Here is a 23,067-nt window from a genome sequence, read left to right on the forward strand (position 1 = left end):
TTTTGTCGGGACTACTGCGCGATAAAGCAAAATGATCTGCTGTAAAGATCCTTTGCTTTCACATCAATGAAGTATGGCGGAATATTTTTTAAGGGAAATTGCTACCCAAAGTTATTTAAGATAAGGTGAGGCGAAACAACTGATATTCATAGGTTACATCGCTTACGGGCGTTTACGTCCTGATGATTGAATATCTCCTGCCCCCTTAATTTTAGTAGGGGAATTCAGCGGGTATTTTTTAAAACTGAACTACGCTGTTTATCTTTCTTACTTATTACATAAGTGAGAGGCATCAGGCCAGCGGTTATATGCCTAATTTATTTTAATAATATCAATTGGTTGTTTCGATTTTAATTATTTCCACACGTAATTATAAAAGCCGAAAATCTATAAATAAAACGATTAGGCTAAATAAAAGCAATGCCATTTGCGTTAAGGAAAGATTTTCCATGCACACACAGACAATATATGAATTAAGTCAGGAAGCAGAACGCTTGCTGATGTTCTCTCTTGAACATCTCGGGCAATTACAAAAATTGCCCATCACGTCGTTGGATGATGTCGCGCTGCAACATGGGGAGCATAGCAGACAGGTTGTGCAGCCGCTGCATTTCAGCGCGCGTGGTATGGATGCCCAGCAAGCGACGCTCAATAATGAGCTGCGCAAGATTACGCGTCTGGAAATGGTGCTGGCCATCGTTGGCACCATGAAAGCGGGAAAATCGACGACGATTAACGCGATTGTCGGCACGGAAGTTTTACCTAATCGTAATCGCCCGATGACGGCGTTACCGACGCTTATTCGCCATACGCCGGGGCAAAAAGAGCCGGTGCTGCATTTTTTGCATGTTGCGCCGATCGAAGCCTTAATGAAAGTTTTACAGCAGCGTATGCGGGCATGCGATCGCCAGCGTCTTACGCAGACGCTGGAAATTGATAAGGATATGAACGTCCTGCTGGAGCATATTGAAAACGGCGTGGCATTTGAACGGTATTATCTTGGCGCCCAGCCTATTTTCCATTGTCTTAAAAGACTGAATGACCTGGTGCGTTTGTCAAAGGCGCTGGAGGCTGATTTTCCTTTTGCCGCCTATGCCGCGATTGAGCATATTCCGGTTATCGAAGTCGAATTTGTCCATTTGGCCGGACAGGCAAGCTATCCGGGGCAATTAACGCTACTGGATACGCCGGGGCCGAACGAGGCCGGGCAACCGCACTTACAAAAAATGCTGAATGAACAGCTGGCGCGGGCTTCAGCGGTACTGGCAGTGATGGATTACACCCAACTGAAGTCAATTTCCGATGAAGAAGTCCGTCGGGCGATTATGGCGGTCGGGAAATCAGTGCCGCTGTACGCGCTGGTCAACAAATTCGATCAGAAAGACCGCAACAGTGATGATGAAGAGCAGGTGCGGGCCTTGATTTCCGGCACGCTGATGCAAGGCGGAATCACCCCTGAGCGGATCTATCCGGTTTCCTCGATGTGGGGCTATCTGGCGAACAGAGCGCGTCATGAGCTAACCACCCGTGGGCGGTTGCCGGATCATCAGGTGCAACGCTGGGTACAGGATTTTGCCGAAGCGGCGCTTGGCAGACGCTGGCGTACCACCGATCTTGAGGATACGGAGCATATCCGTCATGCCGCCGATTTACTGTGGGAAGATTCGCTGTTTGAGCAGCCGATCCAGAAAGTGATTCATGCCGCTCACGCTAATGCTTCGCTGTATGCGCTACGTTCCGCGTCACATAAGTTATTGAACTATGCGCAAAGCGCACACGAATATCTGGAGTTTCGCGCCCACGGATTAACGGTGGCCTATGAAAAACTGCGGCTGAACATTACGCATATTGAAGAGGATATGCAGCAGTTACAGGTGAGCCAGGGGCGAGTGAGCGATGAAGTTAACCATGAGGTAGAACTGGCGCTGGCATCTGCCGCGACCTATCTCAATGAGCAACAGACGGAGATTCTGGGCGGCATCAATACGTTTTTTGTCAAAGAAAACGTTCTAATGATGTCACCGCACGGTCAGGGATCAGGCGTTGTAACGGCTGAAATGGCGGGTGAAATGCTGGTGCTGCATGACGAAGGGCAGGCAAAAATTGTCTTAGATAAAATGCGCTCATCCTGTGAAGGGGTATTGCTGGCAGCGCAGGAGAGTATAAGCCGGGATTTAGCGCTACGTTTTGAGCAGCTTGAGTCGACCCTGTCCCGGGCACTTAATGATGCTATGCGCCCCATTGAATTGCGGGTGAAAGAGGAGCTGAATCATGCCGGGTTTCGTGCGCGGATCCGTTTTCCGGCGTTTCATGCGGCGATGTTTAATTTTAATACCCGCCAGCTATTTAATGAGGCTATCGAACAGGATATTCCGGCGGAAAATGCATCGTCTACTGGCGGTGTGGTGCGTGACACTTTCTCCCGTTGGCTGAATCAGCCCAACTGGGGATGGAATGATTACGTCGCAACAAAAACGCGTTATCTCATTGATATGGGCGCGCTGCACAAGAGTCTTGTGCATTACGTTACCCAGTTTTGCCAACAAATTCGTAAAGCTTTAGTTGCTCAGGTCGATATTTCCGTTACGGCAGGCATGGCCACGTTTTTTGCTGATTTTTCACTGTGCCTGACGCAATTGCAGGCGAGCCTGCGTGAGAGTCTGACCCTGCGCCAGCAAAATGAGTCTGCGGTAAATGCGTTGAATGAACAATTGCAGCATCGTATTACGACGGCAGCATGGCTTTATGAAGATTCCCGCTTGCTGCGCGACGATATCAACACCCTTTTTGCAACCGAGCACACATGACTAACGTGTTACTGGAAGGCCCCGGGCGAACGCTGGAGTGTGTCTACCCGAAGTTTATGGTCGATCTGGTTCAAGGAGATGAAACCAAACGGTCCGGCGGTTTTCTGCAACAGCAGCAGCGGTTGCGCGCGCGCCTGACGCAGGAGGTGCTATCCCAGACACAACTCCGAGCGTGGGTGATGGCGGGAGTGTCCAGCGAGCACCTGGTGATGCGTCTGAAGCTGGTGGAGAAGCTGGCGGGCATGATCGATCCGGGCCACCTGGCGCTGGTGCGCATTGCCGAACGGCTACTGTTTTTACAACAGACCGAACATCCGCGGGGGCTGTCCACCCCCGGTCTCATACAGCAGATAAATTCGCTTACGGACTGGTTCACTCAACGTGGCGCGTATAAAGAGAAGGCGTTGACGCAACGTGGCCTGACGGTTCAGGCAGGCGAACACAGCGAGCAAATTTTTACCCGTTGGCGGGCTGGGGCGTATGACGGCTGGTCGTTACCCGGTCGCTGCTTTGTTGCGCTGGAAGAACTACGCTGGGGAGCGTTCGGTGACGCCTGCCGGTTAGCGAATGCCGATGTGGTCTCAATGCTTAAAGACAACCTGCGCATCATGGCTGCGCAGACGCTGGCAGACAGCGTAAATGCGGCACCCGCTACGCGTCATTATTATCATCATTGGCTCAGCGCGCCGACGGTCGGCGGCTCGGGCGAGCACAACGATATGTTGAGCTGGTTAGGCGATTGGTGTGATGCGCAGCGCCATCCGGTGAGCTGGTCGGTGACGCAGCGTTGGCAAAATGTGGCGTTAGGAATGCCGCGATTGTGTTCGGCGAAAAGGCTGGCTGATGCGATGGTTGAGGAGATTTTTGCACCGTCCCCGCTCATCAATTGAGCAGGAACGGTCAGTGAGGCTAAGGCAGAGTTAGTGGTGCAGAGAGTCTGCCGGGGTTGCTGCCGTCTCGTTGGCGACCAGGTTTTTATTAAAGCGTTTGGCATACAGCGCGGTGATAATCGGCACCAGAATGGCGGTGACAATTACGCTGGCGGCAACCAGCGCCGTGGCGGAGGCGGCTACCGGTTCAAATGCGGGGTTAATCTGGGCGATAATCACCGGGTTTGCCACCGCAGCGCCTGCCGCAGAAGAGGCTGCAACGCCTGCCGTACCGTTCCCTCCGCCGATAACGCGGTCAGCAATAATCAGCGGGATACCGGTGATAATGATAACCGCGACACCCAGCAGAATACCCAACAGACCGGTATCAACGATGACGCTCAGATTAATGGTGTTGCCCAGCGCAAAGCCGAAGAACGGGATCAGCACCGGCGTGGCTTTGCTGAAGAAAGAACGCAGGTCGTGATCCAGGTTACCCAGCGTAAAGCCAATCAGGAACGGTAATACCGCGCCGATAAAATGGTGTGGCTCGAAGGAGGCCAGGCCCGCAGAACCCAGGATCACCATCGTCATCAACGGACCGGATTCCAGAGACATTAATACAAATGCGCCGGACTCTTCTTTCGTTCCGTACTGGTTCATCAGGCTGGCGTACAGACCACCGTTGGTCATATCCATCGCGGAAACAATTGCCAGTACGGAAAGTCCCGCAAAGAACCCGGTTTGAATACCGGTATCAGGAATAAATGACGCGGCTATCATTGCCACTACCCACGCCACGGCTATTTTGGTGATGACCAGCGTACCGGACTTGCGTAATACCGTACCGGTTGCCCGTAAATCGATAGATGCCCCAATACAAAAAAACCACACCGCCAGAATAGGCACCGTTCCGCTGATCATGCCTTTGGTAAACGAACCGAAATACGCGCCGGTATCGGGAGCTAAGGTATTTAACACTGCGCCTAATAGCAGAGGAATCAACATCATTCCGCCGGGGATGCGTTCAATCGTGGCTTTAATTTTCATAAACGTCCTCATGTCTTGTCGCAGGCATTACACGCGCAAGAAATTAAAAATTAATAAATTCAAATGGTTACTTATGTGTTTTAACAAAGAAAACAGCTATCTCTTTGTTTTATAAAAACTAACGCGGCATACATTGAGCGTGTTGCTGCTCCCAGGGATATTGCGTCTGGAATTAGTTTGCATTCATGGGAACGTTGATTCAATCAAAATAAAACGATGTTTTAGTTATCTTCATCACATATTCTGCGCAAAAGTTCTCAAGCGCTCTGATTATTAAAAAAGCTGTGATCTTTTTGTGAAGTGATTAGGTGGTTTTTTTGCTAGCAGAATAATAGTGACCGCTGTGATTGTTGGTGCAATAAAGCGATTTATTCTTGTATTTAATTGTCAGTAAATCGCAAGCATGACATGTAAAAAAGCTGACTCAGAATGACCTTATTTACGCAGGTTGACGAAATGAAATACCATGTGTGAAGTTGATCACAAATTTAAACACTGTTAGGGTAAAGAGGTCATTAACCGCCCAATCAGGCGTCAACAGGTTCGGTTGTACTGCTCGTTTCCAGCCAGTGTAAGTAAACCTGCTACGCTTGTTACAGGGATTGCGTCTGTGCATTCCCCGCTCGGCGATGACCTTAGCGCATGTTGCGTTAGGAGCGTCGAACTGTGCGCGACAGGGCTAAGTCTAAGAGGACTGGTATGCTAAAAAGGAAAAAAATAAAACCCATTACGCTGCGCGACGTCACCATTATTGATGACGGAAAGTTGCGAAAAGCCATTACCGCGGCGTCGTTAGGTAATGCGATGGAGTGGTTTGATTTTGGTGTTTATGGGTTTGTTGCTTACGCATTAGGTAAAGTGTTCTTCCCGGGGGCTGACCCCAGCGTGCAGATGGTTGCTGCACTTGCCACCTTCTCTGTTCCCTTTCTGATTCGACCGCTTGGCGGATTGTTCTTCGGTATGCTTGGCGATAAGTACGGTCGTCAGAAGATCCTCGCTATCACCATTGTGATTATGTCGATCAGTACCTTCTGTATCGGTCTTATACCGTCATATGCCTCGATTGGTATCTGGGCGCCGATCCTGCTGCTGCTGTGTAAGATGGCGCAGGGGTTCTCGGTCGGCGGCGAGTACACCGGGGCGTCGATATTTGTCGCGGAATATTCGCCTGACCGTAAACGTGGATTTATGGGGAGCTGGCTGGACTTCGGCTCGATTGCCGGGTTTGTGCTGGGCGCGGGCGTGGTGGTACTGATTTCAACCATCGTCGGCGAGGCAAATTTCCTTGAGTGGGGCTGGCGTATTCCGTTCTTCCTGGCGCTGCCGTTAGGGCTGATTGGTCTGTACCTGCGTCATGCGCTGGAAGAGACGCCGGCGTTCCAGCAGCACGTTGATAAACTGGAACAGGGCGACCGTGAGGGTCTGCAGGAAGGTCCGAAGGTTTCCTTTAAAGATATTGCGACCAAACATTGGCGTAGCCTGCTGGCGTGTATCGGTCTGGTGATTGCCACCAACGTCACCTACTACATGCTGCTCACCTATATGCCGAGCTACTTGTCGCATAACCTGCATTACTCTGAAGATCACGGTGTGTTGATTATCATCGCCATCATGATTGGTATGCTGTTTGTGCAGCCGGTGATGGGTCTGCTCAGCGATCGCTTCGGTCGTCGCCCGTTTGTGATTATGGGCAGTATTGCGCTGTTTGTGCTGGCGATTCCGGCATTTATCCTGATTAACAGTAATGTCATCGGCCTGATTTTTGCCGGGCTGCTGATGCTGGCGGTGATCCTCAATTGCTTTACCGGGGTGATGGCCTCAACGTTACCGGCGATGTTCCCGACGCATATTCGTTATAGCGCGTTGGCGGCGGCGTTTAATATCTCGGTATTGGTTGCGGGTCTGACGCCAACCCTGGCTGCCTGGCTGGTGGAAAGTTCGCAGAATCTGATGATGCCCGCTTACTACCTGATGGTGATTGCGGTGGTTGGTTTAATTACCGGTATAACCATGAAAGAGACCGCGAATAAGCCACTGAAAGGGGCGACGCCTGCCGCTTCGGATATTCAGGAAGCGAAAGAGATTCTCGGTGAGCACTACGATAACATCGAGCATAAAATCGAGGATATCGATCAGGAAATTGCGGAATTGCAGATTAAGCGTTCGCGTCTGGTTCAGCAGCATCCGCGTATTGATGAGTAATTCGCTTTCAGGCCTACGGGTAACGTTGTACTCCGTAGGCCGGATAAGGCATTAGCCGCCATACAGCGCATTATGTTTTTCTATCACCGCGACTTAAGGTTGGCTTAATATCCTTCAGGCAAACTCTCCTCCAACGTATTGGAGGAGAGTGTCATGAAAACCCGCATTTATGAAAGTTTGACTGCCCTGGGTAGCGTACTGATCGTCAGCAGCTTTTTGTACGTATGGGTGAGTTCTTACTGAGCTTTTGTCAATTCCACCCAGGCGCGAGTGCCGCTGGCTCCCTGACGATTCTGCAAATAGAAATGCCCGTGATGTAACTGGGTGATCCGACTGACAATGCTCAGCCCCAGCCCAATACCGCCAAAACGGCTGTCCATGCGCACAAACGCTTTGCTTAACTCCCCGCATTTACTTTCATCAATGCCTGGCCCTTCATCATCGACGGCCATGACGGCATCATGCTCGGTATTCAGGCCGATCGTAATATTCGTGCCTTCCGGGCTGTAACGATGCGCGTTCTCCACCAGATTGCGCAGCAGCATGCGTAACAGCGTTGCGTCGCCGCGCACGATAACGTCCTCCGCGCTTTGCGGGAGGAGTAGCGTCTGCTGGCGCTGGTCCAGCATGGTACTGAGTTCGTCATAGGAGGGCAGAATCACGTCCTCCAGCAGTTTGACATGTTGGTAGCTTCCGGCCGAAAACGACTGTCCGACGCGAGCGAGTTGCAGCAGTTGCGACACGCTGTCCATCATTTGGTCAAGACGGGCAATTAACGGGGTAACGTCAACGTGATGGGCTTTTGACAGTAATTCCAGGTGCAGGCGAACGCCTGACAGCGGTGTGCGCAGTTCGTGGGCGACATCGGCGGTAAATAAGCGTTCGTTTTCGATAGTGGTGGTCAGCCGCGTCACCAGCTCGTTGAGCGCTGAGACGACCGCCTGTATCTCAACGGTTGAACTGTGAATTTCAATGGGGGCCAGGTTATCCGCTGCCCGTGCTTCTAACTCTTTTTGCAGATCGGCAAGGGGACGGGTAATACGCCGCACCGCCTGGTAGCAAATGAGTAGCGTCAGGCTGACCATAAAGATGCCGGGGACGATCAGGCTGGCGATAGCCTCGCGGATCTCATGCATGATGTGGCGATCGTTGTTACGGTTATCGCGTAGCGCCTGCTCGAATAACTGTATTTGCTCAGTACTTTCGTGCCACAACCAGAAGGTGCTAATGAGCTGAAAGACCAGCAGAATTAGACCTATCGTCAGTATTAACCGTTGGCGAAGAGGGAGCGGTCGTTTTAGATATTGCAGCAGCTTCACTTAGCTTTCCTCTGTGGCAACCAGCATATAGCCAAATCCCCTGACCGTGCGGATACGTGATTTCCCCACTTTATCGCGCAGATTATGGATGTGGACTTCCAGCGTATTGGTCGACGGCTCGTTATCCCAGCTGTAGATGTCGTTATACAGAATTTCCCGGTGAACCGGACTTCCGGCCTTGAGCATCAGGCGTGACAGGAGCGCGTATTCTTTCGGCGTTAAGATAATCTCTTGCCCGTCCATCCACACCTGGCGACGACCGATATTCAGCGTCAGATTACTGACGATTAATTCGCTTTCACCCTGATTGTTATGACGACGCAGCAGCGCCCGGATGCGGGCGTGTAGTTCTTCCAGCGCGAACGGTTTGACCAGATAGTCATCGGCACCCACGTCCAGCCCGCTGACCCGGTCTTTCACCGTATCGCGGGCGGTGAGGATGAGTACAGGCACGGTGTATTTTTTCTGCCTGATCCGGTTCAGGAAATGCAGGCCATCTTCATCCGGCAAGCCGAGGTCCAGAACCACCAGACTGTAATGTCCGGTCTCCAGGCACTGCTCCGCTGCTCGGGCGGTGGATACGCCATCGCAGGCATAGCCTTCTGTTTGCGCGGCGAGTATCAGTCCCTGTAATAACAACGTATCGTCTTCAACAATCAGAATTTTCATTCGCTTAGCCTCCCCGGCAGGGTTGCAGAATATCATCTGCCGCCTGATATTTCTGTGTTTGCACGCCCGTTAATCCCAGCAGGGTCGAGAAGAGATTATCCTGTGAGAAGTTCTCTGAGCTTGCTCGTTTTTGCAAACATGTCTGAGAGACCTGATAGCGTTGCTGATAATCTTCTGAGAGCCACAGCAGCATCGGCACATGTTTTTGCGTATCTGGCGCAATCGAATACGGCAGGCCGTGCAAATAGACGCCATTTTCCCCTAAGGATTCACCGTGATCGGAAAGATAGACCAGGCTGGTGGTGAAATTATCCTGATGCTCTTTCAGTATATTGATTGCTTTATCAACAATATAGTCAACATAAAGAATTGTGTTGTCGTATGTATTGACCAGCTGTTGCTGGGAACAGGTCTGGATCTCGTTGGTGTCGCAGGTTGGCGTAAATTTCTTGAACTGCGCAGGATAGCGGTTGTAATAGGTCGGACCGTGGCTGCCGATGGTGTGCAGCACAATCACGCCGTCGCCTTGCAGATTATTAATGTACTCTTCCAGCCCGTGGAACAGCACCTCATCATAGCATTCACCATCAATACACTGTCCCGGCAGGTTCAGCTTAGTCATATTCTGGTGCGGCACCCGATCGCAGGCTCCTTTACATCCACCGTCGTTATCATTCCACAGCACGTTAATTCCCGCCCGCTGGATGATGTCGAGTACGCCTTCCTGATGCTGCGCCAGTTCTTCATCGTAGTGCGCGCGCGGCATATCTGAGAACATGCAGGGCACAGATACCGCCGTGGCCGTACCGCAAGACGTCGTGCGCGGGAAATAGGCTACATTATCTTTTTCCAGTAGCGGATTGGTCTGGCGCGCATACCCAGACAGGGAGAAGTTGTCGCCGCGTGAGGTCTCGCCGAGAACCACAATCGTCAGGTTTTTACGCTTTTCTTTTACCATCAACGGATTGCGATGTGCATCTTCGCCAATGCGTACCAGCGGCAGGTGGGCCAGCCTCTGGTGCGAATACCATGATGATGTCGCCACAATGCTGTTGGATGGGCTGAGGGATTTCACCAGTTCTTTGTTGTTGCGAAACAGTGAGGCGTAATCTTTATAGAAGAACGCGGCGACCAGCACGATCAGCAGCGCGGAGATCAGAATGTTCGCGCCACGGAACAACACGCTGCGCAGCGCTGGAGTAATCGGCTTGATTCTTATCCAGCAGGCAATGAGCGCGGCCAGAATACCGCTCACCCCGAGCGTAATTACCATTTGTGGCGTCATCAGGGCGAAGGTTTCGGCGGGCGTGGTGTCCATCATATTGGCGATCATCGAGCGATCGATGATGATGCCGTAGGTCATGATGAAATATTGAGCCGATGCGCCAACCAGAATGAAAATGCACGCCACCAGACGGTTAAGCCACAGGAATGAGGCCAGCGTCAGCACGATGTTCATGACGCTGAAAGCGACGACCGGCATCGATAAAAACACCAACACGTTGCGCACAGAATCCAGAGGAAGGTCTTGCAGCACTTGTTTATAGAACGCAATGTTCAGAAAGGTCGCAAGATAAAATGAGAGCAGCAGAAGCCAGCTGATTAACCCGAGAGCGGGCCTTTTAAACAGGTGCTTTAACATTAAAGGGGATTCCATCGACTAAGTGGGGCAGATCCTCTCAAAGTAAAATTAAGCCAACCTTAAGTTCTTAAGATTGGCTTTTTGTTGGATATCGGCTATTCACCAGTGCCGCTTTCGTTAACTATTTTTTACCGGGGCATCCAATGGATAGGGGTTTTTATGGATCCGGTTGTAGTTAAGTGCGTACAGCGCGGTAATAATCATCAGCGTGACGAACGACCACATCACCTCTTTGGCGCCAGAACCGATCACCGCCCAGATGCAGTAGACAAAGGCGATAAAGGTTACCGCCAGATACAGCGGACGCGCTTTGCCGAAGTGACCATGACCAAGCAGCAACAACGCGGCACAGGTGTACAGATATGGCACCAGCGTGAAGATGACCGAAACCGAAGAGACCAGACCAAACTCTTTTGCGGCGTTCGGCGACATGCTGCTGAACTGGAAAATGGTCATCAGGATGCCGACGATAATTAACCCGGCCACCGGGGTACCGGCTTTGTTGACGCGGGCAAAAATCGGCGGGAACAGCCCGTCATCGGCCGCCGCTTTGGCGGTTTGTCCGGCCAGCAGCGTCCATCCGCCCAGTGAACCAAGGCACCCGGCAGCGGCGCAGAAGGAGACAATCGCCCCGGCGGTGTCGCCCAGCGCCATTCTTGCGGCATCACCGAACGGCGAGGCCGAAACACGCAGCGCAGCGTTAGGGATCATCCCCATAATCGCGGTAGTGGAGAGCACGTAGCAAACGGCGGCAATCAGCACCCCGCCAATGGTGGCGATAGGCACGTTACGTTTGGGATTTTTAACCACGCCTGCCGCGACGGAGGCACTTTCCACCCCGATAAATGACCATAAGGTCACGTTCAGGGTACTTTGAATTGCACCGAAGGTGTTCATGCCGCTGACGTTCCAGGCCGCCATATAGGTTTCACCGCGGAACCAGAACCAACCGAAGACGGCAATCCCGACAATTGGCACCAGCGCCAGCACCGTTGCGACGGCCTGTACACGGGTGATCATTTTCGGGCCGACAATGTTCAGCAATACGAAGATCCACAGCACCACGACACAGGTCAGCGTCAGGACCAGCGGATCTTTTAAGATGGGGAAGAAGTAACTCAGGTAACCTACGCCAATGACCACCATGGCGATGTTACCAATCCAGCAGGCCAGCCAGTACAGGACGTTAGTCTGGTAGCCTAAAAAAGGACCGAAGCAGCGGCGGGCATAAGCATAAGAACCACCGGGACTGGAGTCTAAGGACGACATTTTTGCGTACACCATCGACAGTGCCAGAGCACCGATAATCGTGACCAACCATCCGTAGATTGCAATCCCGCCAGTTGACGCAAGGTTTGCGGGCAGCAGGAATACACCGGAACCCATAATATTCCCCGACACCATAAGGGTGACGGGGATTAAGCCCACTTTGTGAGCATCAGCATCCGTCGACATATTTTTTAACTCCTGATAAGGATAAATGACGGACTTATCATACCTCTTCAAAAGACTATTTTATGATGACGGAGCTGGGGTATCGCTAATGCTGATATTATTATGGCTTATCGCTAACTGATTAAAACTCAGGCAGCGGATCGCTCCCGATGCTGACTAACATAATGCAGCGGCGTCATCCCATAGAACTCTTTGAATACGGAAATAAAGTATGAAGTACTGTTATATCCGCACAGTTGAGAAACCTGGGAAATATTTTTTCCGTCCATCAGGAGTTGATTGACGGCATAACGCATGCGACATGTGGTAATTATTTGACTATAACTTGTATTTTCACTTTTGAGTTTCTTCTTTAACAGGCTGGGACTCAGGCATAGGCAACTGGCGACCATGCTTAAATTCCAGTCTTTGTGTATGTCGCTCTCAATAATGTGATAAACGCTGTCGCTGATACGGCTACGCAGCATATGCATGAGCAAAGAAATAAATTTTTTGCTGTCAAGAAAGCGCGATAACACCGTGAACTGTAGTGAGCGTGTACGCTCTCTTTCACCTTCGTCCACTGTTTCCATTACGCTATGTTGGGCGGCCACCCGGAAGACATCCGGCGTCAGACAGACGGCGGTCATCACTGGGTTGGCACTCCGTTGCCAGAATGGGATCTGTGAAAGGTCTTTATTTAAAAAACGCAGATAGTCTTTAATGATATCGCGGCTGATATGTACGACCAGTGCGTTATTAAGTGATGAGAAATCGATAATATTGTTATCACACGCCACCAACGCCATATGATTAGCTTTTAAACTGATGGCTTCTTTACCGTTAATCCTTAACCAAACATCCTTCTCCGTTAATACGACAACACACGCTTCTTTGCTGCAAAGCCTCATACCCAAACTCCAGGAAGATGACATAAAGTACCGTAACTCACCATTGGGCAAGAAATAACCGGCAAATGAAATTGTGTGATGAATCAAGACAGGCGATAAAATAGCGATATTCAGATTAATTACAATATCTGTGGGGATTATTGCCGTGTACATAAATTTTTACGCAAGTGGCAACGTGCAATTTTCGTATAAAAAAAGCGCGGGGTGGTCCCGCGCAAAAAGGTATGACAATGTTATTGTTTTGCAGCAATACTCAGGAATTACTCAAGCATGACATGTCACCCTTCAAATCGGACTATCTAAAAAAGACATTATGCTTTCACGCACATGACGTGATACACACCGTCAATAATTTCCGTTCCTTCGGTTTCATGTTCAAATCCAGGGAAGTGGTGGTCCCAGGACTGCAACGAACGTAGATAACTAATCTGCGGGCTATTAGCGTCGCCAAAGTTTTCCCCAGACAACAGCATCGGAATTCCTGGTGGGTAAGGAATCACGGAGTTCGCTGCTATACGGCCCTGCAGATTTTCAATGGCCACCATCTCAACGTTATCGCTGACTATCGCGTTATAGGCTTCACGCGGCGTAATTTCAGCAACAGGCAGGCCGGAGTAGGCTGCATTGAGACGGCTGCCAGGGTTGTTCTCTTTCAGCCAGGCAAACATGGTGTCGCCAAGATCGTGAATGCCCATGTTTGCGTAAGTGTCTGGATGTTCCTCAACCAGTTCAGGCATTACCTGTGCCAGCGGAGTATTCGCATCGTAATGGTGTTTGAAAGAGCACAACGTGTTGATCAGTGTGCCCCATTTCCCACGGGTAATCCCCATTGAGAACAGGAACATAATCTGGAAGTCGGTGGTACGAGTCGGCACGATACCGTGACGGCCAAGCCAGGCGGTGACCAGAGCAGCCGGAACACCGGTCTCTTCCAGTTCACCATCCTCGCCCATCCCCGGCGCCAGAATGCTGACTTTAATCGGGTCCAGCATGCTCCAGTTATCCGGCAGGTCTTTAAACCCGTGCCAGGATTCGCCCGGACGCATTACCCAGCAGTTCTGGTCAGTGGTCAGGAGTTGGGTTGGCGCATCGGCAAAGTCATAGGTTTTGCCAGTCTGCGGATCGGTTACCACTTCTTTGTTCCACGGTTTGAAGAACCAGTCGCCTTCGGCGGTGAATTCTTTGTACAACCGTGCCATGGCCTGACGGAAATCGACCGCTTCGTCGATCACTTCCTGGGTGAGCGACAGGCCGCTGTTACCGTCCATCATGGAAACCGCCACATCGTTTGATGCGCAGATGGCATACAGCGGAGAGGTGGTGGCGTGCATCATGTATGCCTGGTTAAAGCGGGAGAAGTTCACGGCCCCACGACCTTCGCGGACGTGAATATAAGATGCCTGAGAGAGCGCATTCAGCAGTTTGTGAGTCGAGTGGGTGGCGAAAACGGTAGGGCCGTTATGATCGCCCGGCGCGCCACGCATGGCGTAGTGATCGGCATAAATTGGGTTAAAGCGGGCATAGCCGTACCACGCCTCATCGAAGTGGATACGATCGCTGGTTTGCGCGAGCAGATCCTGCGCCTCTTTTGCGTTGTAGCAAACGCCGTCATAGGTACAGTTAGTCACGACGCTGTATGACGGTTTTTGTCCGGCTTTGCCTTTTGTCAGTGGGCTTTCACTGATTTTTTTCTGCAATGTTTCTGGCTGCATTTCCTGCGGGTAGATAGGCCCGATAATGCCGTAGCGGTTGCGGCTTGGTACCATGTATACCGGTTTTGCCCCGGTAAGGATCAGCCCCTGTTCAATCGATTTATGGCAGTTACGATCCAGCACCACGACGTCGTTGTCGGTCATACAGGCTTGCATGATGGTGCGGTTAGAGCCGGAAGTGCCGACCACCACGGACCAGGAGCGGTCAGCGCCAAACACCCGGGCGGCATATTTTTCGCTCTCGCCAAATGCGCCAGTATGATCCAGCAGTGAACCCAGTGAGGTGCGTTCGATACCCATGTCGGTGCGGAATAAGTTTTCACCGTAGTAGTCATGGTAGAAACGACCGGCAGGGGTTTTGGTAAATCCGACGCCGCCCTGGTGGCCAGGCGCCGCCCAGGAATATTCATGGATGTCGCCATATTTCATCAGCGCGCTGAACAGCGGCGGCAGAAGCTGCTGGCGGTAACGGGTCATCGCCGCCACGGCGCGCCCGGCGATAAAGTCTGCGGTGTCTTCCAGAATCCAGGCGAATTCATCGACAAGCTCCAGCAGGTCGCGATCCAACGATGCGGTGGCTTTTTCGCGATCGCCCAGCAGGAAAACGGGAACGTTTTGCTGGCGCTCATGGAGCTTGCCGATCAATTGCCTGACATTCAGGTGCTCATCTTGTTGTTCCATTTGATAGCTGAACATCAGGCAATCAATGGCTTCATTCGCGGCGAGGATGGCGTAACCATCGTCGAATGAGGTGGACTTAATGACGGTAACATTCTGGCGGCTCAACGCGTCAGCCAGACGTTCGACAGCGCTACCGACCCAGGTGTCCTGATGCAGAAACTCACTTTCAACAATTAATACTTTCATCATCTTTTACCCGGTTGTGGAAAGGTTGCAATTTATGGATTGCAGACACACCGTATGAATGTGACGCAGGCAAGTATTATCCTGAGAAAATGGGCTGTAAAGCGGGTGAAAAATAGTCTGATTTGTGTTTTATATGTTTTTAAACAATGAGTTATGTTGTGTTAATGGCGGATTTTAACCGCCGTTTATCGACAGGGGGAATATTTTTTTGGCTGATACTGATATTGCTGAATGGCAAGTACACAGGCCGGATGCGCATCAGCGACATCCGGTAATGATTTCATTCAGTTGGCGGTGCTTAACCCATAATGACGCAGTTGCTTGCAATGCGTCCTCGCCAGTAAAAGCACGGTAGTTAAGGCCCCAAGCAGGGCGCAAAACATATCGGATTGGGTATCCCATGGGTCGCCCTGCGTGCCGAGAAAATCATCCGCTCCTTGACCCATTGCCAGCGCCGCCCACCATTCGATCAGCTCATAGGTCGCGCTAATCGCCAATGCCACGCAGCAGACTAAAAAAGCCAGCATTTTGCGGCCACGGACAATATTACCGCGCACTAAAATCTCTCTTGCCGTCAGCGCTGGCACCAGCCCCTGAAAGAAGTGACCCAGCTTGTCATAGGGATTACGACTGAGATCCAGCCATTCCTGAACCTGAAAACCGACCGGGACTTTGGCATAGGTATACATACCGCCGACCATCAGAATGATGGCGTGAAAGAAAATTAGCGTGTAGAGCAGCGGCGTCAACGGGTAGCGCTTTACGGTAGTCAGCAACAACGGTACGACGATAATGACCGGCGTGACTTCCATCAGCCAGGTGATTTTCTCAGTGGCACAGATACCGGTGTAGATAAGGATCAGCGCCAGAATCAGCGCGCCAGTATGCAAAATTATGGGGTTCTGGGTGCGGAGCATGGTGAATTCACACGTAATGGAAAAGATCACTATTCCCTGTGAGCCGCAAAAATTCAACGCCTGTAAATGGGGGGACTAAGGTGGCCCGGGGGGATCGCTGGACTGACGCCAAAAGTTTAGTGCCAGTCCAGTGCCGGGCCGAATAGGTTACTTCGCGCAGTTAGCGCATTGTTTGCTGACGATTTGCTGGAAGAAATCGTTGCCTTTATCATCGACCAGGATGAACGCCGGGAAATCTTCTACTTCGATTTTCCAGATAGCTTCCATACCCAGCTCCGGGTATTCCACGCATTCCAGATGCTTAATGCTCTGCTGCGCCAGTACCGCTGCCGGGCCGCCGATACTGCCTAAGTAGAAACCGCCGTGTTTGTGGCAAGCGTCTGTCACCTGCTGGCTACGGTTACCTTTTGCCAGCATGATCATGCTGCCGCCGTGTGACTGCAACAGGTCAACATAGGAGTCCATACGACCTGCGGTAGTCGGGCCTAAAGAGCCGGACGGATAACCCGCTGGCGTTTTTGCCGGGCCCGCGTAGTAGATCGGATGATCTTTTACGTACTGCGGTAGACCTTCGCCGGACTCAATACGCTCTTTTAACTTCGCGTGGGCGATGTCGCGACCAACAATAATCGTGCCGCTCAGTGACAGGCGGGTAGAAACCGGGTACTGCGAAAGCTGGGCGAGGATCTCTTTCATCGGACGGTTAAGGTCGACCTTAACCACTTCGCCTTCGCCAGCCTGGCGCAGAGATTCTGGAATGTACTGACCTGGATTATGTTCCAGTTTTTCAATCCAGATCCCTTCGCGGTTAATCTTGGCTTTAATGTTACGGTCCGCGGAGCAGGAAACGCCCATACCGACCGGGCAGGACGCGCCGTGGCGAGGCAGGCGGATCACGCGGATGTCATGCGCGAAGTATTTCCCGCCAAACTGAGCGCCGAGGCCGAGTTTCTGTGCTTCGATCAGCAGTTCCTGTTCCAGTTGCAGATCGCGGAACGCCTGGCCGTGAGCATTGCCTTCAGTCGGCAGTGCATCATAGTAGTGTGTGCTGGCCAGCTTCACCGTTTTAAGGGTGCTTTCCGCTGACGTGCCGCCAATGACGAATGCAATATGGTACGGCGGGCAAGCTGCGGTACCCAGTGTGCGCATTTTTTCCACCAGGAAGTTTTTCAGTTTTCCGGGAGTCAGCAGCGCTTTAGTTTCCTGATACAGGTAGGTTTTGTTGGCTGAGCCACCGCCTTTGGCCACGCACAGGAATTTGTATTCGTCACCGTCCACGCTGTACAGATCGATTTGTGCAGGCAGGTTGGTGCCGGTATTCACTTCTTTGTACATATCCAACGCCGCGTTTTGCGAGTAGCGCAGGTTATCTTCAATATAGGTATTAAATACGCCTTTGGAGAGCGCTGCTTCATCGCCGCCGCCGGTCCACACGCGCTGGCCTTTTTTACCCATGATAATGGCCGTTCCGGTATCCTGGCAGGTTGGCAATACGCCTTTGGCAGCGATTTCGGAGTTTCTCAGGAACTGCAGCGCCACGTACTTATCGTTTTCGCTGGCTTCGGGATCATGGAGAATTGAGGCGACTTGCTGTTGGTGTTCAGGGCGGAGCATGAAGGAGGCATCGTGGAAGGCTTGCTGGGCCAGTAGCGTAAGTGCTTCAGGGGCTACTTTCAGGATTGTCTCGCCTTCAAACTCGCCGACGCTGACGTGATCGGATGTCAGCAGGTAGTACTCAGTTTTGTCTTCCCCCAGTGGGAAAGCCGCCTGGTAAGTGAATTCAACTTTTGACATTTGCTTCCAGCCTTTTCATTTTTATCAGGAATTTAGAAATTCACTGTGTCTTAAGAGTGGCGTGCCGTACCAATGCGGACGGCACGCGAACTGTGATTACAGGAAACCGTACATTGCGGCGAATATCCAACCAAAGACACAGGATACGCTTACGCCGATCAAACCAGGCAGAATGAAGCTGTGGTTGATAACGAAGCGGCCGATGTGGGTGGTACCGGAACGGTCAAACTGAATAGCAGCCAGATCGCTCGGGTAGGTCGGCAGAATGTAGTAACCGTAACATGCCGGCGCCGAAGCAACGATGTACGCTGGATCAACCCCGATTGCCAGCGCGACTGGAACAATCGCCGCCAGCGCCGCTGCCTGGGAGTTTACAAACTTGGATACCAGCAGCAGAACAATTGCATAGGCCCACGGATACTCTTTCACCATATTACCCAGCACACCTTCGATTTCCGTCATGTGCGCGCCGAACATTGTTTCGGCCATCCAGGCAATACCGTACACCGCCACAATCGCGATCATACCGGAACGGAAGACTTCGTTTTTAGATATTGAAGCGGGATTGGTCTTCGTCAGGATAATAATCAGCGCACCGGTCAGCAGCATGAACATCTGGATAACCAGTACCATGGACAGCGGTTTGCCGCTGAAGGTAGGGCGCAGCTCAGAGAATGCGCCGAGCACGGCAACAACGGCGATAGCGGCGAGGAAGATCCACATGGCCAGCCAGTTGCTTTTCGGCAGTTTTTTGTCTAACAGCGTGGCGGTGTCGCCATAAACATAGTTGTGGTTTTCAGGTACGGAAATAAACTTCTGGAATTCTTCATCTTTATCCAGATCTTTACCACGGAACCAACTGAAAATACCGATAGCCAGTATACCCAGCAGAGTCGACGGGATGGTGATGCTGAGCAGGTCGAGGAATTCGAGATGTTTGCCTTCAAACGTCACGTTACCCAGCATGGCGACCAGTGACACAACGGCTACGGAAACCGGGCTGGCGATAATCCCCATCTGCGCACCGATAGAACTCGCCGCCATCGGACGTTCCGGGCGAATATTGTTCTTAATGGCAACGTCATAAATGATTGGCAGAATGGTGTATACCACGTGGCCTGTACCACAGAGAATCGTCAGGGTGCAGGTAACAAACGGCGCGACGATGGAAACGTATTTTGGGTTACGGCGCAGCAGCTTTTCAGCGATTTGCAGCATAACGTCAAGGCCGCCGGAGGCTTGCAAGGTTGCCGATGCGGCCACCACGGCAATAATAACCAGCATAACGTCTACAGGTGGTTTACCCGGCTGGAGATGGAAAACGAAAACCAGAATGACCAGGCCGATACCGCCTAATAAGCCCAGTGCGATACCACCTTTTCTGGCACCATAGAACAAACATATTAATATTATGAGAAGTTGTATACTAAATAACATTTTATTTACCCTCGCGAAAAACCCAGTCAATTTTTTGAAAAATGGATCTGTGCCACATTCTTTTTTGCCAGAATAGGCATCAAAAAATGGTCAGTATTCGATATGTCCGTATTTGCGATTAATGTTCAAATATCTAGCTAGAATGTCTTTTTAAAGTTATGGCGATATTTAGCTTTTTTCTGTGGCGTTGAACAGAGGAGAAAATCCTCAGGCGATGGGAAGCAGGGCTGGGCATAGAGAGCTGCGGTTGACGCTGTAATTTATCTGTTTTGCGTTTTCCGCTATGGCATGAACCACCGACAGAATGAGTGAGTGGGTTATTTATGTGATCACGGTCACGCCATTTCATGATGTAATGAGATTGGCGTACGGATGCTTTTATTTGCTCACAAAAATGTACGGTGTCCATGGTACGTAGCATGGTCTCCATTGCTACCAGTCTAGATTTTGTATGTCTGGTTAATTGCAGACTAATCCTTTATGGGTAAAAATACACACTCTGCGAGTTAGATAATACTTAATTAACTTTTGTTAGCGATTTTGAAATTAAAAACAGTGTGATGTTTATCAATATTGAAATATAGCGTTTGACATGCTGTATACAAATATATTTGATCTAACGCAAATTGATAAAGCTTCTGCTTAAACCAGTAAAATAGGGATTTTTCATTATTTTAATAATTGTTACTTTCAAATAACAAATAATCCCAAAATGTATTTATTGGCAATATTGTTTAAGCAATGAGTATTGCTCTGCCTGAACGCGGTAACGATAAACAGGTCTACCGGTCACGCCATAGTGGATACTGGTAAATAAGATGTGACAATTAACCAGCCAGATAAGGTATTTTCGGCAAGAAACGCGGGAGATATTGACCTCATTGGCCAGCTCATCCGTAGAGAACTCCTGATCCTGGTGCTCATCAATCCACTGGCACAGCGTGCGTAATGTTTGTGGCGTTAATCCTTTCGGTAAGCGGCGAACTTCCTGCTCACTGGAGGAGCTGCCGTGAATCAGTTGGTCAAGCTCAGACTGTTCATAGTACTGATGCTTTTCCATCTCTGTTTTCTTATGTAGCCAGCCGGTTAGCGCTTCTTCAAAACGGGAAGCCTGGAAAGGTTTGATCAGGTAGTCAACGACACCATAGTGAAGAGAGTCTTTGATGGTGGTGGCGTCAGCGGCGGAAGAGATGACAATAACATCACACTTGCAGCCTTCGCTGTGCAGAACGGGTAGCAGATCCAGACCATTTTCTTTTTGCATGTAAATATCTAGCAAAATCAAATCGATATGATGACCGCTATGAAAGATGATCTCTTTGGCTTTCTCCAGCGTAGAGGCTGTTCCGCAGCAATGAAAACCGGAGAGTTGTGCGACATAACGACGATTTAATTCCGCTACCATTGCATCGTCATCGACAATTAAGACATTGATCATCTGCTGGCCCTCTCACCATTCCACGGTAACTGTACAAAAAATTGGGTGAAGACCCCAGGTTCAGACTCGACGGAAATATTGCCGCCAACACTTTCAACCTGCTGTTTCACAAGTGCTAAACCGACGCCTCGTTCGGTTCCTTTTGACGAGACGCCCTTCTCAAAGATGTGCTCAATGTGTTCGGGGACGATCCCCGGACCATCGTCATTCACTTCGCAATGCAACCAGCCGTGTCGATAGTGCAAGGATACGCTGATCTCGCCACCCGGTTCTTGACCTAGCGCCTCCAGGGCGTTTTCAATCAAATTCCCCAGAACGGTAATCAGCACCGCTACCTGATCTTCATTGCTGTTTTCCGGCAATTGGCTTTCATTGCTAATGACCAGACTATGACCTAAATCAGATGTGCGATTAATCTTGCTGAGTAAAAATCCAGCGATCACCGGAGATTTTATTTTTCCTAACAGTGAGCCAATCTCTTCCTGATAATTGTTCGCGGTCTTCAGGATGTAATTTTCAAGCTGCTTATAACTTTTCAGGTGCAATAATCCCAGAATCACGTGCAATTTGTTCATGAATTCGTGGGATCGTTCACGAAGTGCGTCGGCATAGTTAACCATGCCGTCCAGGCGTTGCATCAGTTTCCGAACTTCGGTTTTATCGCGGAACGTTGAAATGGCCCCGATGATTTTTCCGTTGCTGAGTACCGGAACAGTGTTAATTAAGAGTAGCCGATCTTTCACCGTGATCTCTTCATCGCGGCGTGGCGTTCCATCGCGTAGTACCTGAGAAAAATCGACCACCTGTGACCACGCGTGGCTGAGCGTTGAGAGCTGAGCATCGTCTTGTGATTTGTGGTAATCAAGCAGTTCCTGCGCCGCCTGGTTTATCAGTGTGACTTCACCACACTCGTCAACGGCAATGACACCTTCCTTTATAGAATGCAGCATCGCCTGGCGTTGTTCGAACAGATTGGAGATTTCATACGGCTCCAGGCCAAACAGAATGCGCTTAAGGACTTTGACGAATACCCATGTGCCGAGTAACCCAACCAGAACGCCAAACAAGATGGACCAGAAGATGCTGCCGCGACTGTTATTGATCTGCTCAGTCACTCTGCTTAGCTCAAGGCCGATCGACACGACGCCAATCTGTCGGTGATGCTCATCATAGATAGGGGTAAACACGCGCAGAGCTTTAGCCAGAAACCCGCGATTAATGGCAACATTCTCTTTGCCCTGCAGAGCCAGCAAAATGTCATCGCCTTTAAACGGCTGGCCGATCCGCTGCGCTTCGGGATGGGAATAACGAATGCTTTGCATATCGGTGACGACGATGAACAAAAAATCGTTGCGCTTATTCACCGCCTGAGCTATCGCCTGAATACCGCTTTCCTTGGGCTTTTTCATTAACCCCTGACGGATCTCCGGCGAGTTTGCCAGCGTCCGCGCGACCGCTAGCGCTTTATCCGCTAATGCATCACGTGTCATGTTGCTGATTTGCGAAAAGTAAATCAGATGAACAACAAGCAGCACTGAGAAGAGTACTGCACTGACCATGAGGATCACGGTAGTGCCGAGCTTCATCGGGCGTTTGCGTATAGCAGTACGTTGCAGAGAGTGTCTCATCACGGTCCTGGAATCACGGTTTGTGCGGGTATTATCGCCCGACGGCATGCGTAATTCAAAGGTGGTAAGGAATGTGGGGCTTAGGCTGCCAGTGCTTCTTCTATATATAGAGAGCGAATTGCTTTCTATATAGAGCTCTCTGTACCGGTTATCTCCACTTTTCCGCAATGTGTGCCGGTAATTTTCTGACGATTGTGGATAACTCTGTGTGTAAATGGGTATAAGGCGGGGTTTTGCTGTGGAATGCAGCAGTCAGTCATTTTTCTGCAATTTAAGGGTTGCGGGCTGAAGGAAACTCCCTATAATGCGCCTCCATCGACACGGCGGATGTGAATCACTTCACACAAACAGCCCGGTCGGTTGAAGAGAAA

16 protein-coding genes are annotated in these 23,067 nt (G+C 50.7%); 4 read left to right on the forward strand and 12 right to left on the reverse strand.

Annotation, left to right across the window (positions count from 1 at the left end):
- Window positions 1–449: 449 nt before the first annotated feature.
- Together crfC and ACVXHP_RS20295 are read left to right on the forward strand one after the other, a co-directional pair.
- A complete protein-coding gene (gene crfC, locus ACVXHP_RS20290; RefSeq protein WP_316129683.1) occupies window positions 450–2,807 on the forward strand; it encodes a clamp-binding protein CrfC in 2,358 nt (785 codons plus the stop codon).
- Entirely contained in the window at window positions 2,804–3,697 is an 894-nt protein-coding gene (locus tag ACVXHP_RS20295; protein WP_200009417.1) for a diguanylate cyclase regulator RdcB family protein, read from the forward strand. Before crfC ends, ACVXHP_RS20295 begins: the two co-directional genes overlap by 4 nt.
- A gap of 30 nt (window positions 3,698–3,727) precedes the next feature.
- On the opposite strand, the gene kdgT is transcribed toward ACVXHP_RS20295, so the two are convergent.
- The gene (kdgT, locus tag ACVXHP_RS20300; protein ID WP_200009418.1) at window positions 3,728–4,726 is read right to left on the reverse strand and encodes a 2-keto-3-deoxygluconate transporter; all 999 of its coding nucleotides are present in this window, start codon (window positions 4,724–4,726) and stop codon (window positions 3,728–3,730) included.
- Window positions 4,727–5,425: 699 nt separating this feature from the next.
- Here kdgT and proP point away from each other — a divergent pair.
- Window positions 5,426–6,928: a glycine betaine/L-proline transporter ProP gene (gene proP / locus ACVXHP_RS20305; protein ID WP_200009419.1), complete on the forward strand. Its 1,503-nt coding sequence runs from the start codon at window positions 5,426–5,428 to the stop codon at window positions 6,926–6,928.
- A gap of 153 nt (window positions 6,929–7,081) precedes the next feature.
- Window positions 7,082–7,171, forward strand: coding sequence for an LpxT activity modulator PmrR (gene pmrR / locus ACVXHP_RS20310; RefSeq protein ID WP_200009420.1), 90 nt, complete (start codon window positions 7,082–7,084; stop codon window positions 7,169–7,171).
- Here pmrR and pmrB read toward each other — a convergent pair.
- The 11 genes from pmrB to ACVXHP_RS20365 form a co-directional block, all read right to left on the reverse strand.
- Complete coding sequence (gene pmrB, locus ACVXHP_RS20315) at window positions 7,165–8,247, reverse strand: two-component system sensor histidine kinase PmrB (RefSeq protein ID WP_316129682.1); 1,083 nt, start codon at window positions 8,245–8,247, stop codon at window positions 7,165–7,167. The two genes, pmrR and pmrB, sit on opposite strands and share 7 nt — an antisense overlap.
- The gene (gene pmrA / locus ACVXHP_RS20320) at window positions 8,248–8,916 is read right to left on the reverse strand and encodes a two-component system response regulator PmrA (protein ID WP_038636427.1); all 669 of its coding nucleotides are present in this window, start codon (window positions 8,914–8,916) and stop codon (window positions 8,248–8,250) included.
- Window positions 8,917–8,920: 4 nt separating this feature from the next.
- Window positions 8,921–10,558: a phosphoethanolamine transferase EptA gene (gene eptA, locus ACVXHP_RS20325; protein ID WP_304702820.1), complete on the reverse strand. Its 1,638-nt coding sequence runs from the start codon at window positions 10,556–10,558 to the stop codon at window positions 8,921–8,923.
- A 117-nt stretch (window positions 10,559–10,675) separates the two neighbouring features.
- Window positions 10,676–12,013, reverse strand: coding sequence for an arginine/agmatine antiporter (gene adiC / locus ACVXHP_RS20330; protein ID WP_038636433.1), 1,338 nt, complete (start codon window positions 12,011–12,013; stop codon window positions 10,676–10,678).
- A 128-nt stretch (window positions 12,014–12,141) separates the two neighbouring features.
- Window positions 12,142–12,903, reverse strand: a complete 762-nt coding sequence (locus tag ACVXHP_RS20335) for an AraC family transcriptional regulator (protein ID WP_447572091.1) — start codon at window positions 12,901–12,903, stop codon at window positions 12,142–12,144.
- Window positions 12,904–13,214: 311 nt separating this feature from the next.
- Window positions 13,215–15,482, reverse strand: coding sequence for an arginine decarboxylase (gene adiA, locus ACVXHP_RS20340; RefSeq protein ID WP_447572092.1), 2,268 nt, complete (start codon window positions 15,480–15,482; stop codon window positions 13,215–13,217).
- 284 nt (window positions 15,483–15,766) lie between these two features.
- Window positions 15,767–16,399, reverse strand: a complete 633-nt coding sequence (locus tag ACVXHP_RS20345; RefSeq protein WP_447572088.1) for a DUF2238 domain-containing protein — start codon at window positions 16,397–16,399, stop codon at window positions 15,767–15,769.
- A 147-nt stretch (window positions 16,400–16,546) separates the two neighbouring features.
- A complete protein-coding gene (gene fumA, locus ACVXHP_RS20350; RefSeq protein WP_003031871.1) occupies window positions 16,547–18,193 on the reverse strand; it encodes a class I fumarate hydratase FumA in 1,647 nt (548 codons plus the stop codon).
- Between the two features lie 96 nt (window positions 18,194–18,289).
- Complete coding sequence (gene dcuB, locus ACVXHP_RS20355) at window positions 18,290–19,630, reverse strand: anaerobic C4-dicarboxylate transporter DcuB (RefSeq protein ID WP_003031873.1); 1,341 nt, start codon at window positions 19,628–19,630, stop codon at window positions 18,290–18,292.
- A gap of 718 nt (window positions 19,631–20,348) precedes the next feature.
- A complete protein-coding gene (gene dcuR, locus ACVXHP_RS20360) occupies window positions 20,349–21,068 on the reverse strand; it encodes a two-component system response regulator DcuR (RefSeq protein ID WP_042312889.1) in 720 nt (239 codons plus the stop codon).
- Window positions 21,065–22,696 (reverse strand): sensor histidine kinase, encoded by a 1,632-nt coding sequence (locus ACVXHP_RS20365; protein WP_447572089.1) that lies wholly within the window; start codon window positions 22,694–22,696, stop codon window positions 21,065–21,067. Before ACVXHP_RS20365 ends, dcuR begins: the two co-directional genes overlap by 4 nt.
- Window positions 22,697–23,067: the final 371 nt, after the last annotated feature.

This window comes from Citrobacter freundii complex sp. 2025EL-00176 (genome assembly GCF_053309355.1).

What these genes read in the sequence shown, in the direction of transcription:
- kdgT (WP_200009418.1), bottom strand. Translation starts at nt 4,726, where the DNA reads ATGAAAATTAAAGCCACGATTGAACGCATCCCCGGCGGAATGATGTTG.
- adiC (WP_038636433.1), bottom strand. Translation starts at nt 12,013, where the DNA reads ATGTCGACGGATGCTGATGCTCACAAAGTGGGCTTAATCCCCGTCACC.
- adiA (WP_447572092.1), bottom strand. Translation starts at nt 15,482, where the DNA reads ATGAAAGTATTAATTGTTGAAAGTGAGTTTCTGCATCAGGACACCTGG.
- fumA (WP_003031871.1), bottom strand. Translation starts at nt 18,193, where the DNA reads ATGTCAAAAGTTGAATTCACTTACCAGGCGGCTTTCCCACTGGGGGAA.
- dcuB (WP_003031873.1), bottom strand. Translation starts at nt 19,630, where the DNA reads ATGTTATTTAGTATACAACTTCTCATAATATTAATATGTTTGTTCTAT.
- ACVXHP_RS20345 (WP_447572088.1), bottom strand. Translation starts at nt 16,399, where the DNA reads ATGCTCCGCACCCAGAACCCCATAATTTTGCATACTGGCGCGCTGATT.
- crfC (WP_316129683.1), top strand. Translation starts at nt 450, where the DNA reads ATGCACACACAGACAATATATGAATTAAGTCAGGAAGCAGAACGCTTG.
- eptA (WP_304702820.1), bottom strand. Translation starts at nt 10,558, where the DNA reads ATGTTAAAGCACCTGTTTAAAAGGCCCGCTCTCGGGTTAATCAGCTGG.
- ACVXHP_RS20335 (WP_447572091.1), bottom strand. Translation starts at nt 12,903, where the DNA reads ATGAGGCTTTGCAGCAAAGAAGCGTGTGTTGTCGTATTAACGGAGAAG.
- pmrR (WP_200009420.1), top strand. Translation starts at nt 7,082, where the DNA reads ATGAAAACCCGCATTTATGAAAGTTTGACTGCCCTGGGTAGCGTACTG.
- dcuR (WP_042312889.1), bottom strand. Translation starts at nt 21,068, where the DNA reads ATGATCAATGTCTTAATTGTCGATGACGATGCAATGGTAGCGGAATTA.
- pmrA (WP_038636427.1), bottom strand. Translation starts at nt 8,916, where the DNA reads ATGAAAATTCTGATTGTTGAAGACGATACGTTGTTATTACAGGGACTG.
- proP (WP_200009419.1), top strand. Translation starts at nt 5,426, where the DNA reads ATGCTAAAAAGGAAAAAAATAAAACCCATTACGCTGCGCGACGTCACC.
- ACVXHP_RS20365 (WP_447572089.1), bottom strand. Translation starts at nt 22,696, where the DNA reads ATGAGACACTCTCTGCAACGTACTGCTATACGCAAACGCCCGATGAAG.
- ACVXHP_RS20295 (WP_200009417.1), top strand. Translation starts at nt 2,804, where the DNA reads ATGACTAACGTGTTACTGGAAGGCCCCGGGCGAACGCTGGAGTGTGTC.